Here is a 15,605-nt window from a genome sequence, read left to right as displayed (position 1 = left end):
TCATAAGGTGTGGGGATCAGCCTGGGAGGTTTCTGTGCGAGGAAACTGGTTGCTCCGTTCATGCCTGGCGATCACCACGGTCACGGTGACCCTGATCGCCACGGGCCTGCCCGCCGCCGCTTGCGGCGAGGAGGACAAACCGGCGAGTGAGAAAGTCCGGGTCGCGGGGGCACCCGGCGCGGTGAAGAACGTCAAGGCCGTCGGCAACGTGCCCGACGCGCAAGGCGCCATCGCCATGGGCTTCCTGCAGTACGGAAACCGCGACGTCATGGCCGTTTCCGGCGAATTCGGCTTGAAGGTCTACGACCTCACGAAGAACCCCACGGCGCCGAAGCTGATCGGCGAGGTCAGCCTTCCCGGTCTGTGGGAAACCGAGGACACCGAGGTCGACGTCAAACGCAAGCTGGTGTTCCTCGCGCGGGACCCGCGGGCCTACGGCGGCACCACCCAGACCGGCGAGTCCGGCATCTACATCATCGACCTCAAGAACCCGGACAAACCGGCCCTCCTGAGCTACACCAAGGTGCCCGCCGGGCACACCACCAGCTGTGTCGACGACTGCCGGTACCTCTGGACCGGCGGCCCGGCGAAGGCCGCGAACCAGCCGGCGGACTGGGGCGGCCGCCCGATCTGGGTGACCGACATCCGCGATCCGCGCAACCCCAAGACGTTCCCGAACCCGATCGAACTCGCGCGCAACGACGGCAAGACCGACTACGTGCACGACGTCCAGGTCGACGCCGAGGGCGTGGCGTGGGTGTCCGGCCGGGGCGGCGTCCGCGGCTACTGGACCAGCGGCCACCACCGCGATCCCGTGCTGGGCAAGGTCCGCCGTGCGACGGCGTTCGAACCGGTGCCCTACGCGGGCGGCGGGGTCGAGGAGACGGCGGCGCCGTCGAAGTTCATGCACAACAGCTTCCACCCGGCGGGACACCGGTCGGCCGAAGGCGCCGACTCGAACCGCTGGCGCGGCCGCGATCTCATCTACGCCACCGAGGAGAGCTTCCTCGACGGCTGCGCGGGTGACGGCGTGCTGACGATCTCGTCGCTGCAGAACTCGTACAACGGCGAAGGCTGGCGCTCGACGCCGGAGAAGCCGTTCCGGCTCAAGTCCGTCGGCACCTGGAGCGTGGCCGGGCAGGAAGGCAGCGACCCGGCGTCGGGCGACTGCTCCGCGCACTACTTCGACGTCCGCGGCAAGGTCCTCGTGCAGTCGTTCTACTCGCAGGGCACACGCTTCCTCGACGTCAGCGACCCGACCGACCCGAAGCAGATCGCCTACTTCCGGCCGGCGGACGCCGCCGCGTGGGCGCCGTACTGGCACAAGGGTTACGTCTACGTCGCCGACAACACTCGCGGAATCGACATCCTGAAGCTCACCGCCTGAGCGAAGATGTCCCCATGCGCACTGTGGGGAAGACATGGGTGATCACGGCCGCGGTCGTCCTGACCGCGGCCTGCACCTCGCCGCCGCCGCCCAAGGAACCGGTCGTCTCCACCGATCCAGCGGCGGTCGCCGAGGACTTCCCGGAAGTCGGCGAGATCGTCGAGGCGTCCTGGGTCGAGGAGAGGATGGGCGTCTCCGAAGGCCGCATCGAGGCGCCCGGTCCGACGGATCTCCGGTTGTCCGCGGTGGTGAAGCTGCGTCCCGAAGCCGTGTCGAGGGTGATGGCCGGCAAGAACTGCCACGCCGGTGCTCCGGCCGCACCGGAACCGCTGAAGGCGCTCATGCCCACCGGCGTCGCGTGGCTCTCCTGCGAGCTCCCCATGACCACCAAGTCACGGACCGCGTTCGTGGTCGCCGGTTCCGAGCAGGCCTTTCTGACCTATACGACGATGTAGCGAAGTCGTGCGGAACCGGTGATCATCGGTCACGGTGGCCGCATACGCCGTTCCTAGCTTGGCGTCATGACCACCTTGCTCGAACGGGCCCAGGTTCCCGCTCTTGAGAAGACCCCGCGGCGGAGTCTCACGGCACTGTTCGGGATCGCCGTCGGTATCGCCGCGTACACCGGGTTCCGGCTGCCGGGGGACTGGGTGGCGACCCTGCAGGCGGTCTCCCTCACCGACGGTTTCCACCGGCGTTTCCTCGTCGGCACGCTCCTGAAGCCGTTCGGGCACGACTACCTGGTCTTCGCGATCGCGAGCTTCGGCGTCCTCGGCGCGGTGCTGGCGGCCCTGACGATCGCGTTCTTCGGCAGCCGTACCGAAAGCAGACGGCTGCTGGTCGTCGCCTGGCTCCTGCTGCCGACCGGCGGTTACTTGTTCCACGAGGTCGGCTACTTCGACCAGGTGCTGTACCTCCTGCTTTTCGGCGCTCTGTGGGTGTTGCACCTGAACCGGCCGGTGCTCGCGAGCGCGCTGATGGCGCTTTCGGTGACGGTGCACGAAATCGCTTTGCTCACCGTGCTGCCGGTGTTCGGTTTCGTCCTGCTGCGGCGGTTCCCGTTCCGGCGCGCTTGCGCGCTGCTCGCCCCGGCCGCGGGCCTCGGCCTGCTGATCCTCGCGCTGCCTCCCGCCGCGCCCGGTACCGTCGACCGGCTCCGGCAGGAACTGTCCACAACGGACTTCGCCTACCGCGCCGACGCGCTGGACCTGTTCGGGCGCACGCAGGCCGAGAGCTGGCGGATGTACTCGATCATCGACGTGCTGCTGTACCTGCTGCCGATCGCGATCGTGGTGGTCGGCGGCTTCCTGTACCTGCACCGCCCGACGCTCGCGGCCATGCTGCCCGTCGCCGCGATCGTGGCACCGACGCTGCTCGCGTTCGGCGGCTGGGACGACGCGCGCTGGGGTTTCCTGCTGGCGACCAATTTCGCGGTCGTGTTGTGGCTCTGGCTCGGCCGCCGCGAAGTGACGGCACGCCAGGTCGCCGTGCTGACCGCGGTGTTCCTGATCCTCACGCACGTCCCGACGCCGTACTTCGACGGCTACGCGCCACGCGGGCTCACGCTGGTGACACCCGTGGAAGACTTACGGTGAAGACGGCGCCGCGGTCGTTGTGCGCGGTGATCTCCCCGCCGTGGATCAGGGCGTTCTCCCGCGCGATCGACAGCCCCAGCCCGCTGCCCTCGGTCGCTTGGCGTGCGTGATCGCCCCGCACGAACCGGTCGAACAGGATCGGGAGCAGTTCCCCGGGGATACCCGGCCCGGAATCGGCGACCCGGATCGTCACCGCGCCGGCGGTGCCCGCCAAGGTCACGGTGATCGGGGTCCGGCCGTGCCGGACGGCGTTGACCAGGAGGTTGCCCACGATGGTGTGCACGCGGCGCGGATCGGCGACGACGGTCGTGTCCCCGGTGCTCGTCACCTCGACGGTCGTTCCCGGCACGCTGACCTCGATCGCGTCCTCGACCAGCGCGGGCAACTCGACCGGTTCGGGCCGGAAGTCCGCGGACCCCGCGTCGAACCGGGAGATCTCCATCAGATCCTCGAGGAGCCGCGCCAGCCGCCGGGTCTGCGTTCCGAGCAGTTCGGTCGCGCGGGTCCGGGTCTCGGGGGTGGCGCTGTCGAGCGTCTCGACCGTGGCGACCATCGAGGCGAGCGGGGTCCGGAGGTCGTGGGCGACGTCGGCGACGAACCGCTGCTGCTGGCGGTCTTTGGCGCGCAGGTCTTCGATCGCCGTGCCGACGCGATCGGCCATCGTGTTGAACGACGCGGCGAGGTCGGCGAGCTCGTCGCGGCCCTTCACCGGGACGCGCACGTCGAAGGCACCGTCACCCAGTTCGCGGGCGGCGGAGGCGACGCGCAGTACCGGCCGCCGGATCCGGCCCGCGGCGAAGACGGCGGCCACCACACCGAGGACGGTGACGCCGAGCGCGATGTACACCAGCTTCCACCGCTGGACCGCCAAGTCCTGCTCGAACAGCGTGAGGTCGAAGTACTGCACCACCCAATACGCGACGAAGTTCGCGCTCACCACGAGGAGGCTGCGGCCGGTCAGCGGATCGATCGCGATCGTCGACAGCAGTTTCCCCGGACCTGTGGTCCGCAGGAGGACCACGTCCTTCACGCTTTCCAACGCGGCCCTTCGGTCAGGAGGATTCGCGTTCCTGGTGCCGGTCGTCCAATCGAAGCTCTGTGAGGAGGACTTGACGACCTCGGGAGGTCCTTCGGGCGCCTTGAAATCGTCGTTGGTCAGCTGGGGATGGCTGGTGACGAGCATCCAGTCCGCCGCCGCCGTGTCCATGCCCTGGGAGAAGTGCTCCAAGGCAGCGATATCGCCGGCCATGAACTGTTGGAGATGGGGCCATGCCTGCCCGAACATCGCTCCGAACGACGTTTTCGCCGCGGCGGTGAACCTGTCGCGCGCGTCGTCCTCCTGGATTTTGGCCGCGGTGAAGGCCATGACGGCCGTCGCCGTCGTGGTCACCACCACGACCGCCGCGGTCACCCTGGCACGCAGCCCGAACTTCATGCGCTCACCAGCCGGTAACCGAGTCCGCGCACCGTCTTCAGCACGACGGGATTCGCCGGATCGTCCTCGATCTTGGCCCGCAGCCGCGCGACGGCCGCGTCGACGATCCGGGAGTCGCCGACGTAGCCGTAGTCCCAGACCCGTTTCAGCAGCGTCTGCCTGCTCAGCACCTGGTTCGGATGCTCCGCGAACTCGACGAGCAGCCGGATCTCGGTCGCGGTGAGCGCCAGTTCGACGCCGTCACGGGTCACGCTCATCGCGGCGGCGTCGATCTCCAGCCGCCCCACCCGCAACAGACCGGCCGACGGCCCGGGAGCGGTGACGGCGCGACGCCCGATCGCCTTGATCCGCGCGTCGATCACCCGCGGTTCGGCGGGTTTGACCACGTAGTCGTCGGCGCCGCATTCCAGCCCGGCGACGATGTCGATCGGGTCGCCGCGGGCGGTCAGCAGGACCAGCGGCAACCGGCTGCGCGCGCGGATCCGGCGGCAGACCTCGAAGCCGTCCATGCCGGGCAGCATGACGTCGAGCAGCACGAAGTCGAGTTCGAGCCGGTCGGTGAACAGCACTTCCAGTGCCCGCTCCCCGGTCGGGGCGACGACGACGTCGTGCCCGAGGGCCTTCAGCGCGAGTGTGAGCGCTTCGGCCAGGGCTTCGTCGTCTTCGACGAGCAGGATGCGCGGCATGGGTCCCCCAAGATCGAAAGGCTCACCGATCGTAAGGGCGCCTCGTCGCACTTGCCCGGAGTCGCGGCGGAACCGTCGCAAAGCCGTGCGGTCTCGTCACAAACGGCGGCTGAAGGGGACTTTCCCCGCATGCGATGCGGGGAAAGCGCCCTTCGCCGCGTGAGATGAGGGGAAAGTCCCCTTCAGCCTCAGGCGAGCAACTCCTGCAGTTCCTCGATGGCGGTGGCGAGCTCCGACGCGAACAGTTCCATCTCGTGTGCCACGTGCTTCGGCGTGCACAGGTAGATGTTGAGGCTGTCCGGCAGCAGCACGTACGCGATGCCGATGCACTGCGGGCTGGTCGATCCGAAACCGAAGTACCGGATGTTCACCGACGGCGCCGAGCTGGTGCTCAGGTAGTCGTCGCGCATCTTCAGCCAGCCCGGTGACGAGTACAGCGCCGGGGATCCCTCGACGCCACGCCGCTTCTGGATCAGCTGCAGCTCCCACAAATGCTGCTCCGGAGCGTCGCCTGCCTGACACTCCTTCGCCCGCGTGACGTGTTTCGCCGCCGCCGCGCGGAAGGCCGACTGACGGGTCTGCCGATCCGCGTTCGAGTCGTCCATCACGTGGGCGAACCACAGCACCTCGGGCGTCACCACGCGCATCGCCTCGGTGCGCCCGTTCTGGTACTGCCGCGTCGCGATCGACTCGTACGTCGCGCCGGTGATCCCCTTCGCGCGCTTGTGCGCGAGTTGGTACGCCATCTGCGCGAAGCCGTCGGGGGACATCCCCAGCTCCTTCGCCCGCTTCGCGCCGAAGTTGGTGAAGGACACCGTCTTCGTAGCGGTCGCGTCGGCGTACGCGGCAAAGGACGCGGCGGCGGCACGCGCGTCTTCGCGCAACGCGTCGCCCAGGACGAACTCGATGACCTCGGACGCCGGGACGCCGTCGGCGGGCGGCCGCTCCAGCCGCGTTCCGCTCAGCAGCGCGTCGGTGAACCCGAGGATCGTGGTCCCGTCCAGCTCACAGTGCTCGACGTTGATCCCCGCCGTGCCGTCCTCGAACACGATCAGCGAGACGGCCTTGTCGAACCAGCGGTTGCCGCTGTCACCGTGCAGTAGCTTGTCGCACGCCTCCTGCGTGCCCGACGGCGTGAAGTCCTCCAGGCACAGGCAGAACAACGCGGTCTCGATGTCGTCGAGCGCGGCCGCGTTGCCGGCGGCGAGCAGCGATTCCCGCGTCGCCGCCCACTCCGCCCTCGCCTTGGTGGTGAAATGCCCGGCGGCGGTTTCCGGGTCCTCGACGAAGTTCCCCGACTTCACGACCGCCTGCAACCCCGCGACCAGCTGTTCGGGGGAGTACGGGCGGCCGTCGGGCGCGATGACGTCCATCCGGAACGGGGTGTCGCGGTGGAAGACCACGATGTGCCGCGCCCGCGACGGCCCCGGCCGGTCTTCGCGGTACGGCGTCCGCGCGGTGTCCTGCACGGCGCCGGGGATCCGCGTCGCCGAGAACAGGTACTTGTGCTGCACCATCGACTGCGGCTGCCCGCGCAGCACGATCGGCGGCACCAGTTCCTCGTCGAGCTTCAGCTTGTAGTCCACCGCCGACGCGGCCAGTTCGGCCGCCCGCTCCAGCTGTCCCAGCGGGGATTCGGTGAACAGGAAGAAGAAGTTCGCGTTGAGCGCGATCCGGTCGCGACGGCCGAGGTAGCGGTACGGCCAGAAGGTGTCGAGCCAGCTTCGGACGCCTTCGCGGCTGTCGAACGCTTCGAGCGCGCTCTGCAGTTCGTGCGCAGGGCTTCCTTCCGCGAGGAACTCGGCGACGGCGCCTTCGGTCTCCGCGAGCTCACCGGGGGTGAGCAGCGGCGAGCACCACTCGAGGAACCGGCGGCAGGTGTCCTCCAGGCTGGGGACGGGGACCCGCGGCAGGACCTCCTCGTTGCCGAACGTGCGGGTGGACAGTTCCGGACTGCTCACGGTCATCCTTGATCTCGAAGGGGAAGGGTGTTCAGCGCGGAGGCGAGCCCGCCCGCCGCGCCGTTCGGGCGGGAGACGAACAGCCGCGCGTACAGCCGGCCGTCGGCCTCCAGCCCACGCGGGTCGACGCCCGCGACGGACAGGTTGTCCAGGATCTGGGTCCGTTCCTCTTCCGAAGCGAACTTTCGCTGCCGGAAGACACCGTCGACCCCGGCCGTGTCGTACTCCAGATCGGTGAGGCTCGCGGCGACCGGTTCGTAGGAGAACATCCGGAGCACGAAATGCGCCATCCACGGCCGGCTTTCCCGCGCGATCCGGACGAGGGTCTTTTCCGTGACGTAGCCGATGCAGCCGGTCGAGACGACGATGTCGACGTCGGCCAGCAGCGCGCGCTGCTCCTCCGTCGGGTCTTCGCTCTCCAGATCGGCGTGGATCGCTTCGTCGATGAAGCCCGCAGCGAGCGCGTACTCCAGGGCAGGTGCGGAGGAATCGAGCCCGATGAAGCGGACTCCGTCGCCGACGGCGAGCCTCTCGACCATCCGCCGATCGTGCGCGATCAGGTCTTCCCTGCTCAACGACTCGCCATCGGTGTAATGGTCGTACAGCCGCTCCATCGAGGTGTCACATCGGTACAGCGCCGCGTTGACGCCGTACGAGCAGCCGAGGTCGAGCACCGTCGGGACCTTGACGTCCCGCTCGGCGCGGTACTCGTCGATCAGTTTCGCGAAATAAGCCTTGGCCTGCTGGGGGATGTCGTAGTCCAGCCTGCGCAAGGTGCCGAAGAAGGCGCGCGGATCGGGCTCGGTGTAGATGTGGTCGAAGGAGATCTTGCCGGTCGAATCCAAAGGCACGGGCCGGGCTCCTGACTTAGTCGAGCAGCTGATCGCCCCGGACGGCCGCTGAAGCGACGTGTTCGGGCAGGACCCGGCCGAACAGCTGTCTAGTCCGCTCCGGACTGCCGATGACCCCAGGACGCTCGCTGTAGGCGAAGATCGCGGAATGGCGTGCTGTTGCGCCTTGAACACTACTCACGCGGTGCAGGGCGAAGCGTCCGCGAAACAGCTGAAGATCACCGGGACGCAGAGTGAGCCGTCGGATCAGGTGATCTCCTTCGCCCGACAGGACGGCACGGACATCGTCGAAGTTCTCCGCCGTTTCGGAGCGGATGTTCGGACAATATTCGAAGACACCGCCGTCGGCGGCCTCCTGCGTGAGCATGCTGACGGTGTAGGAGTTGGTGTCGAAATGCCACGGATGCGAGCGGCCCGGTTCGATCACGTTGAGCACCAGCCCGGACAGCGGGTCGGCGAGTTCGTGGAGGGCGGGGAGTTCGAAGCAGTCGGCGACGAAGCGCTGGAACTCGTGGCTCGCGTACAGCTGCTGGATGACCGCGGTCGCCGGGATCTGGTCGCGTGCCACGAAGGCGTTGCCGCGTTCCATGATCGTGCGGCCGGGATGGCCTTCCGGTAGCGGAGTGTCGATGGCGATGTTGTAGGCGTTGACGCGTTCGACCTTCGCGTACGCCTCCGGAGCGATCTGCGCGCCTTCGTGGCGAAGGACGTCACGCAACTCCGGGCGGATGAAGTCGGCGAGCACACTGCATCCCGTTTCCCGCAGTTCGGCGCGGGTCCGGGAGACGATTTCGCGCCAAGCCGGGCTTCCTGGTTCGGACAACGGATAGCGGGCGGTGTCGGCCACCTGGACTGCGCTCGCGGTCATCGTCGTCCTCTCGGCTGCCCGGAAGTGATTCTCGGGTTTAGCACAGAAAACGACGGGGGTCCCCGCTCCTTGTGATCGGTGACACACGCAAAGTGAAGGCCCCCTTCGCCACGCTGTACGCGGAGAAGGGGGCCTTCGCGGGTTATTCGTCAGGAAGTGACAAGCGGCAGCAGCGGCCGCCGGACCGCGGTCGCGACGCCGTCCGACGCCTCGGCCGCGGCGATCCGTTCCGTCGTCGGCGTGCCGTATTCGGTGGTCCGCTGCCGCAGCGGCCGCCCCAGCGGTTCGACCATCGAGCGCATGTCGCTGATCGTCTTGTACGACCCGTTGGCCGCACCCGCCATCCGGCTGATCGTCTCCTCCATCAGCGTCCCGCCGATGTCGTTGACCCCGCCCTGGAGCACCGCGCGGCTGCCCTCTTCGCCGAGTTTCACCCAGGAACTCTGGATGTTGTCGATCATCCCGTGCAGCAGCAGCCGGGACAGCGCGTGCACCGCGCGGTTCTCGCGCAGCGTCGTGCCCGCCCTGGCGAGCCCGGCGAGGTAGATCGGCGAGCTCTGGTGGATGAACGGCAGCAGCACGAACTCGCTGAACCCGCGCCGCCCGTTGCGCTCCAGGCCTTCCCGCTGCAGTTTCGCCAGCAGCTTCAGGTGCCCGACCCAGTGCGCGGGGGTGTCGACGTGGCCGTACATCATCGTCGACGTCGTCGTGATGCCGAGCTTGTGCGCGGTGGTGACGACGTTGATCCATTCCGACGTCGGCAGCTTGCCCTTCGTCAGCACCCAGCGGACGTCGTCGTCGAGGATCTCCGCCGCCGTGCCCGGCAGCGAGTCGACGCCGGACGCCTTCGCCTGGGCGAGCCAGTCCTCGATCGAGAGGTTCGTCCGCGAAGCGCCGTTGACGACCTCCATCGGGCTGTAGGAGTGCAGGTGGATGCCGGGCTGACGCCGTTTCACCTCGGCCGCGAGATCGAAGTACGCGGTACCCGGCAGATCCGGGTGGATGCCGCCCTGCATGCAGATCTCGGTCGCGCCCGCGGCCCACGCCTCGTCGACCCGGTCGCCGACCTGCTCCAGCGAAAGCGTGTACGCGTCGGCGTCGGTGCGCCGCTGGGCGAACGCGCAGAACCGGCAGCCGGTGTAGCAGACGTTGGTGAAGTTGATGTTCCGCGTGACCACGAAGGTGACGTCGTCGCCGTTCACCTCGCGGCGCAGGTCGTCGGCGATCTCGGTGAACGCGTCGAGCTCCGGGCCGTCGGCGTGCAGCAGCGCCAGAGCCTCGTCGTCCGAAAGCCCGGCGGGGTTCTTTTCCGCGCTGCGCAAGGCATCCCGGATGTCGGTGTCGAACCGCTGCGGCGCGGTCTTGATGTTGCCCTTGATCTCGTCCCAGTCGCCGTAGACCGAGTCGAAGTCACTGCGGCGGTCTTCCGTCCGCCCGACGGTGTCGACCTCGACGTGCAGATCGGTGCGCCCGGCCTCCTTCCAGCCGCCGTCCGGCTCCTGCCACGGGATGCCCACCGGGATGGCCTCTTCGATCGCGAGCCCGGTCTCGGTGTCGGTCAGCGGCGCGAGATGCGCGTTCATCCGCGGGTCCAGCCACGGCTCGCCGGTCTTGACGTATTCCGGGTAGATCGGGAGCCGCTCGCGCACGGTGAACCCGAGCGCTTCGGTGCGGCGCTTGAGCTCGTCGATCTGCGGCCACGCGCGTTCGGGGTTCACGTGGTCGGGGGTCAGCGGGGAGACGCCGCCCCAGTCGTCGATGCCGGCGTTCAGCATCAGTTCGTACTGCTGGCCGATCAGGTTCGGCGGCGCCTGGATGCGCATCCGCGGCCCGAGCACGAGCCGCGCGACGGCGATGGTCGCGGCGAGCTCCTCGAGGTCGGCGTCCGGGGTCGCGCGCATCTTCGTGTCCGGCTTCGCGCGGAAGTTCTGCACGATGACTTCCTGGATGCCGCCGTAGGTCTTGGCGACCTTGCGGATGGCGAACAACGTGTCGGCGCGCTCCTCGAAGTTCTCGCCGATGCCGATCAGGAGGCCCGTCGTGAACGGCACCGAGCTGCGGCCGGCGTCTTCGAGAACGCGCAGGCGGACGTCGGGGTCCTTGTCGGGCGAGCCGTAGTGAGGGCCGCCCTTCTCGGTGTAGAGCCGCTTCGCGGTCGTCTCCAGCATCATCCCCATCGACGCCGAAACCGGCTTGAGCCGCTGGAAGTCCTGCCAGGTCAGCACGCCCGGGTTGAGGTGCGGCAGCACGCCGGTCTCTTCGAGGACCCGGATCGCCATCGCCCGGACGTAGGACAGCGTGTCGTCGTAGCCGTGGGCGTCGAGCCAGTCCTTCGCCGCCGTCCAGCGGTCCTCCGGACGGTCCCCGAGGGTGAACAGCGCCTCCTTGACGCCCATCGCGGCACCCTTGCGCGCGATGTCGAGGACCTCGTCGGGGGAGAGGAACGGAGACTCGACCCGGCCCGGGACGGTCGCGAAAGTGCAGTAGCCACAGCGATCCCGGCACAAGCGGGTCAGCGGGATGAACACCGAACGGCTGTAGGTGACCACGCCGGGACGGCCGGCCGCGACGAGCCCGGCGTCACGGACGCGGGAAGCGTGGTCGGACAGTGTCTTGAGATCGTCACCGCGCGCCTGGAGCAGGATCGAGGCCTCGGTGAGGTCGAGGGTCTTCCCATCGCGCGCCCTGGCGAGCGCACGGCGCATCGCCGAGGTGGTGGGGGCGGTCGCGTCAGCGGGGGATGCCATTCCCGCACGCTATGGCCGGACTCGCTCCAGCTGCCAGTGCGCATCCCGCCACCGTGTCACCCACGTGGGTATCGTCACTGTTTCCGCTGGTCAGAGCGCGATCTTGGTTGCCGATCAGTGGGCCGGAGTGTATTACCTAAAGTGTGGCTTCGGTGATCGGCAAGAAGGTCGGCGGGCGGACTTACTACTACCTCGTCACCTCCGCCAGGGTCGACGGCGAGCCCCGCGTGGTGTCCCAGCGCTACCTCGGCACGGCCGAGGAGATCGGGCGCGCGATGGACGGCGACGTCTCCGCGCCCGGCGAAGCGCGGCACCGGACCTTCGGCGACGTCGCGGCCGTGTGGGCCACTTTGCGGCGGCTCGGTTTCGTCCGCAGGGTCGACGAAGCCGTCGGAGCCCAGCGCGCCGAGACCACCTTGGGCTCGCATCTCGCGCTCGCCGTCCTGCACCGGGCGACGGCGCCGGACACGGACCTGGCTTCCTGGTGGGAAGACGGCGTCGCGCGCGAGTTCCTGAAGGCCGACCTGGCGAATCACTGGCGAGCGCTGCAACGCCTCACCCCGGAACGGATCACGCGGATCGAGACCGCCGTCGCTGAAGCGGTGCTCTCGGCGCTGGGGACGGGGAACGCCGCGCTCGCCGTCGACGTGCCGCAGTTCGCCACCTTCACCACGGCCGACCCCTGCCGCTGCGAACTCGCCGGCCTCGGCCTGGTGGTCACCAAGGACGGCGCGATCCCGCTGGCGTCACACACCTATCCGAGGGAAGGGGCACCGCCGTTCGCCGCGCTCGCGGACGACCTCCGGGAGCGCTACCCGGCGGGCGACGTCACGCTGGTCTTCACCGCCGGTCAGGCCGCGCAACTGGACCTCGGACGGCATTTCGTCGGCGCGCTCCCGCTTGCGGACCACCCGGACCTGCTGGCGAAACCGGCGTCCGCGCGCAAGCCCGTCGATCCGGTGCGCTTCGCCGGGCTGACCGCCTTCGACACCAGAGCCGTGGTCGGGGGCGTGCGGCGGCGCGTGATCCTGACGCATTCGGAGATCCTGCACAACGCGCAGGCCCGGGCGTTCGGCGACGAACTCGGCACCGCGACCCGCGAGCTCGCCGGCCTCGGCGCCGCACTCGCCGCGGGCACCTACCGGGGAGACCGCGGCCAGGTGAACGCCGAAATCGCGCGGATCACGCGCGGCCGCCGTGTCGAGCGGGTGCTCTCACCTTCCCTGGCGGGCACCAGGCCGGGGGAGATCCGGCTGACGTGGAAGGTGGACGACGCCGCCGTGTCGCGGCTGCGCGACGAGTTCTTCGGCAAGCAGGTGCTGGTCACCGACCACGACTGGCCGGTGTCCGAGGTCGTCACCGCCTACCGCGCCCGGACGCACCTCGACTCGACGTTCCGCTGGCTGACCGGCTCCGCCGTCGCCGGTCCGGCCCCGCGCTGGGACTGGACCCCGCACCGGATCGCCGTCCACACGCTGGTGACGGTGCTCGCGTCGACGGTCACGCACCTCATGCGGCGCGAGGCCGACCGGGCGGGGATGAACCTGTCGGTCCGCGAACTGATGGACAGCCTGGCGGGGATCGGGGAGACGGTGCTGCGGTATCCGTCCACCGGCGGCCGCCCGCGGACGCGGCGCCTGCTGACCGAGCGGAGCCCGGAACAGCAGGCGCTCTTCGACCTCTTCGGTCTCTAGCCCAGACCCGGCCCCACCACCACCCTCAATGGACAGGCTCTGCCTGACCGGCTACTCCGAACGATGGATCTGAAGCGCGGAGAAGGTCTGCACCACCGGCATCAACTCGATGACGTTGATGTTCACGTGCTCCGGCTGCGAAGCCGCCCAGAAGACGGACTCGGCCACGTCGGCGGCCGTGAGCGGCGTCGTCCCCTTGTAGACGTTGTCGGCCTTGCCCTGGTCGCCCTCGAACCGGACGACGGAGAACTCCGTGCCGCCGACCATGCCGGGCTCGACGTTGGTCACCCGGACGCCGGTGCCGTGCAGGTCGGCCCGCAGGTTCAGGCTGAACTGGTGCACGAACGCCTTGGTCGCGCCGTAGGCGTTGCCGCCGGGGTACGGGTAGGTGCCCGCGATCGACCCGATGTTGATCACGTGCCCGCGGCCGCGCTCGACCATGCCGGGCAGCAACGCGCGGGTGAGATGCGCGAGACCCTTGATGTTCGTGTCGATCATCTGGTCCCAGTCGTCGAGCTTCGCCCGGTGGGCGGGCTCGAGGCCCTTGGCGAGGCCGGCGTTGTTGACCAGCAGGTCGACCTCGGCGAACTCCTCGGGCAGGGACTCCGGCAGTGCGGCCACCGCGTCGGCGTCGCGCACGTCCAGCTCGATCGGCAGGACGTTCTCGCCGAGCTCGCCGGCCAGCTTGTCGAGCCGGTCCTTACTACGCGCGGCCGCGACGACCTTGGCGCCGTCGGCGGCGAACCGGCGGACGATCTCGACGCCGAACCCCGCGCTGGCACCGGTCACGAAAACGGTCTTCTGGGACATGGAGACGATCACCCAACTTCTTTCAGGAACCGTGCGAACACGGCGTCGAACTCGGCCTCGCGCTCCAGGTTAGGCATGTGGGCGGCGCCCTCGATCACCGCCAGGGTGGAGCCGGGGATGAGGTCGCGCATCAGCTCGGCGTCCGAGACGGGCGTGAACTCGTCCTCCGTCCCGACGACGACCAGACTCGGCACGGCGACCTTCTTGAGGCTCTCCCGGTAGTCGGGCCGCTCGGCCCGTCCCCTGAGCGCCGCCGCCGCTCCCTCCGGGGGAGTCGTGCGCATCATCCGTAAGACGTGCGCCGCCACGTCCGGCATCGTGCGGACGTTCTCCGGCGAGACCATCTTCGTCAGCACCTCGTCGGCGTACCAGCCGATGCCCTCGGCGAGGACCCGGTCCGCGGTCTCGTTGCGGACGCGCTTGCCCTCTTCTGTCTCTTCTTGAGGGGAGGTGTCGGCGAGCAGGAGCCCGAGGACGCGCTCGGGATACGTGCGGTGGAACTCCATGACGATCTGCCCGCCCATGGAGAGACCGCCGAGGACGAACCGCTCGATGCCCAGGTGATCGGCGAGGCGGGCGATGTCGGCGGCGAAGACGTCGAGGCCGGTCTTGCCGGGGACCACCGTGGTCTCGCCGTACCCCCGGAGGTCCGCGGTGATGACCCGGTAGCCCTCCAGGCTGAAGCGTTCGGCCTGGGGCCGCCACATCGAACGGTTGAAGGGGTGGCCGTGGACGAGGACGACGGGCAACCCGGTGCCGAGGTCGTCGTAAGCGACGGAGATGCCGTCGAGTTCCGCAGTGCTCATGAGACCGACGCTAATCGGAGCAATCCAGGAGTTCAATACGGTGCAATGTACTCGGAGCAATGTTTCTTCCGGGCGTTCACCTTGGGCGCTCCCGGGTCGATCACCGGGTGATCGACCGTTGCGAGCCCATTTCTCGCCTCTGACCTGCGGAAACGCAGTTAAGGTACCCCCCTGTTTTGGGGGGTTTCCGGCCATGTAAAGTTCTCCAAGTCGCCAGGGAAACCGGGTGGCCGCGGGACACGAACCAAGCTCTCACCTCAGGGTGATTGAGTGGGTGTCCCACCAAAACTGCTAGAAATAACTGCTTCGGATAAGGCCGCGTGACTGCGGTGCGATTCGGGGTGTGTTGCTTGAGAACTCAACAGTGTGCTAGTGAACTAAGCCAGTAGAGCTTATGTATTTGAACCTCGTTTGAGGTTCCTTTGAGAGCAAGTATATTGCCTCGATCAAATTTGACATTGTTGGAGAGTTTGATCCTGGCTCAGGACGAACGCTGGCGGCGTGCTTAACACATGCAAGTCGAACGATGAAGCCTTCGGGTGGATTAGTGGCGAACGGGTGAGTAACACGTGGGCAATCTGCCCTGTACTTTGGGATAAGCCTGGGAAACTGGGTCTAATACCGGATATCACCGACCTTCGCATGGGGGTTGGTTGAAAGTTCTGGCGGTACAGGATGAGCCCGCGGCCTATCAGCTTGTTGGTGGGGTAATGGCCTACCAAGGCGACGACGGGTAGCCGGCCTGAGAGGGTGACCGGCCACACT

General features: G+C 68.2%; 12 protein-coding genes and 1 rRNA gene. 5 read left to right on the top strand and 8 right to left on the bottom strand.

Going from position 1 to position 15,605, the window contains the following annotated elements:
• Positions 1 to 49: 49 nt before the first annotated feature.
• The 3 genes from ACLJRM_RS16980 (at position 50) to ACLJRM_RS16970 (ending at position 2,982) form a co-directional block, all read left to right on the top strand.
• Positions 50 to 1,387, top strand: coding sequence for an LVIVD repeat-containing protein (locus ACLJRM_RS16980; RefSeq protein WP_101605849.1), 1,338 nt, complete (start codon positions 50 to 52; stop codon positions 1,385 to 1,387).
• A 14-nt stretch (positions 1,388 to 1,401) separates the two neighbouring features.
• Positions 1,402 to 1,842: a hypothetical protein gene (locus ACLJRM_RS16975; RefSeq protein ID WP_410663556.1), complete on the top strand. Its 441-nt coding sequence runs from the start codon at positions 1,402 to 1,404 to the stop codon at positions 1,840 to 1,842.
• A gap of 66 nt (positions 1,843 to 1,908) precedes the next feature.
• Positions 1,909 to 2,982 (top strand): hypothetical protein, encoded by a 1,074-nt coding sequence (locus tag ACLJRM_RS16970; protein WP_410663555.1) that lies wholly within the window; start codon positions 1,909 to 1,911, stop codon positions 2,980 to 2,982.
• Here the strand turns inward: ACLJRM_RS16970 and ACLJRM_RS16965 are convergent.
• The 6 genes from ACLJRM_RS16965 to ACLJRM_RS16940 form a co-directional block, all read right to left on the bottom strand.
• On the bottom strand, positions 2,948 to 4,417 hold the full coding sequence (locus ACLJRM_RS16965; protein WP_410663554.1) for a sensor histidine kinase: 1,470 nt from the start codon (positions 4,415 to 4,417) through the stop codon (positions 2,948 to 2,950). The genes ACLJRM_RS16970 and ACLJRM_RS16965 overlap by 35 nt on opposite strands.
• Positions 4,414 to 5,103: a response regulator transcription factor gene (locus ACLJRM_RS16960; protein WP_101605853.1), complete on the bottom strand. Its 690-nt coding sequence runs from the start codon at positions 5,101 to 5,103 to the stop codon at positions 4,414 to 4,416. The genes ACLJRM_RS16965 and ACLJRM_RS16960 overlap by 4 nt, the downstream gene beginning before the upstream one ends.
• A 188-nt stretch (positions 5,104 to 5,291) precedes the next feature.
• Positions 5,292 to 7,070 (bottom strand): choline/carnitine O-acyltransferase, encoded by a 1,779-nt coding sequence (locus tag ACLJRM_RS16955; RefSeq protein ID WP_168214237.1) that lies wholly within the window; start codon positions 7,068 to 7,070, stop codon positions 5,292 to 5,294.
• Positions 7,067 to 7,915: a class I SAM-dependent methyltransferase gene (locus tag ACLJRM_RS16950; RefSeq protein ID WP_174720382.1), complete on the bottom strand. Its 849-nt coding sequence runs from the start codon at positions 7,913 to 7,915 to the stop codon at positions 7,067 to 7,069. The genes ACLJRM_RS16955 and ACLJRM_RS16950 overlap by 4 nt, the downstream gene beginning before the upstream one ends.
• A gap of 16 nt (positions 7,916 to 7,931) precedes the next feature.
• Positions 7,932 to 8,783, bottom strand: a complete 852-nt coding sequence (locus ACLJRM_RS16945) for an arpA protein (protein ID WP_101605854.1) — start codon at positions 8,781 to 8,783, stop codon at positions 7,932 to 7,934.
• 149 nt (positions 8,784 to 8,932) lie between these two features.
• Positions 8,933 to 11,488: a bifunctional FO biosynthesis protein CofGH gene (locus ACLJRM_RS16940; protein WP_410663861.1), complete on the bottom strand. Its 2,556-nt coding sequence runs from the start codon at positions 11,486 to 11,488 to the stop codon at positions 8,933 to 8,935.
• Between the two features lie 185 nt (positions 11,489 to 11,673).
• Between ACLJRM_RS16940 and ACLJRM_RS16935 the strand changes: the two genes are divergently transcribed.
• Positions 11,674 to 13,224, top strand: coding sequence for a transposase (locus tag ACLJRM_RS16935; RefSeq protein ID WP_101605856.1), 1,551 nt, complete (start codon positions 11,674 to 11,676; stop codon positions 13,222 to 13,224).
• A gap of 51 nt (positions 13,225 to 13,275) precedes the next feature.
• Here ACLJRM_RS16935 and ACLJRM_RS16930 read toward each other — a convergent pair whose 3' ends face one another.
• Entirely contained in the window at positions 13,276 to 14,034 is a 759-nt protein-coding gene (locus ACLJRM_RS16930; RefSeq protein WP_101612994.1) for an SDR family oxidoreductase, read from the bottom strand.
• A gap of 8 nt (positions 14,035 to 14,042) precedes the next feature.
• The gene (locus ACLJRM_RS16925; protein ID WP_101605857.1) at positions 14,043 to 14,840 is read right to left on the bottom strand and encodes an alpha/beta fold hydrolase; all 798 of its coding nucleotides are present in this window, start codon (positions 14,838 to 14,840) and stop codon (positions 14,043 to 14,045) included.
• Positions 14,841 to 15,298: 458 nt separating this feature from the next.
• Between ACLJRM_RS16925 and ACLJRM_RS16920 the strand changes: the two genes are divergently transcribed.
• Positions 15,299 to 15,605: ribosomal RNA gene (locus tag ACLJRM_RS16920) — 16S ribosomal RNA — on the top strand; the annotation flags it as partial.

It is taken from the genome of Amycolatopsis sp. lyj-84 (assembly GCF_046549075.1).
Taxonomy (GTDB): domain Bacteria; phylum Actinomycetota; class Actinomycetes; order Mycobacteriales; family Pseudonocardiaceae; genus Amycolatopsis.
The sequence above is the reverse complement of the archived record's forward strand: the minus strand, read 5'-3'. Positions and strand labels throughout refer to the sequence as shown.

Excerpts from the sequence above, each read along its gene's own strand:
- ACLJRM_RS16925 (WP_101605857.1), bottom strand. The coding sequence starts at position 14,840 with ATGAGCACTGCGGAACTCGACGGCATCTCCGTCGCTTACGACGACCTC.
- ACLJRM_RS16970 (WP_410663555.1), top strand. The coding sequence starts at position 1,909 with ATGACCACCTTGCTCGAACGGGCCCAGGTTCCCGCTCTTGAGAAGACC.
- ACLJRM_RS16940 (WP_410663861.1), bottom strand. The coding sequence starts at position 11,488 with ATGCGCCGTGCGCTCGCCAGGGCGCGCGATGGGAAGACCCTCGACCTC.
- ACLJRM_RS16945 (WP_101605854.1), bottom strand. The coding sequence starts at position 8,783 with ATGACCGCGAGCGCAGTCCAGGTGGCCGACACCGCCCGCTATCCGTTG.
- ACLJRM_RS16930 (WP_101612994.1), bottom strand. The coding sequence starts at position 14,034 with ATGTCCCAGAAGACCGTTTTCGTGACCGGTGCCAGCGCGGGGTTCGGC.
- ACLJRM_RS16955 (WP_168214237.1), bottom strand. The coding sequence starts at position 7,070 with ATGACCGTGAGCAGTCCGGAACTGTCCACCCGCACGTTCGGCAACGAG.
- ACLJRM_RS16975 (WP_410663556.1), top strand. The coding sequence starts at position 1,402 with ATGCGCACTGTGGGGAAGACATGGGTGATCACGGCCGCGGTCGTCCTG.
- ACLJRM_RS16965 (WP_410663554.1), bottom strand. The coding sequence starts at position 4,417 with ATGAAGTTCGGGCTGCGTGCCAGGGTGACCGCGGCGGTCGTGGTGGTG.
- ACLJRM_RS16960 (WP_101605853.1), bottom strand. The coding sequence starts at position 5,103 with ATGCCGCGCATCCTGCTCGTCGAAGACGACGAAGCCCTGGCCGAAGCG.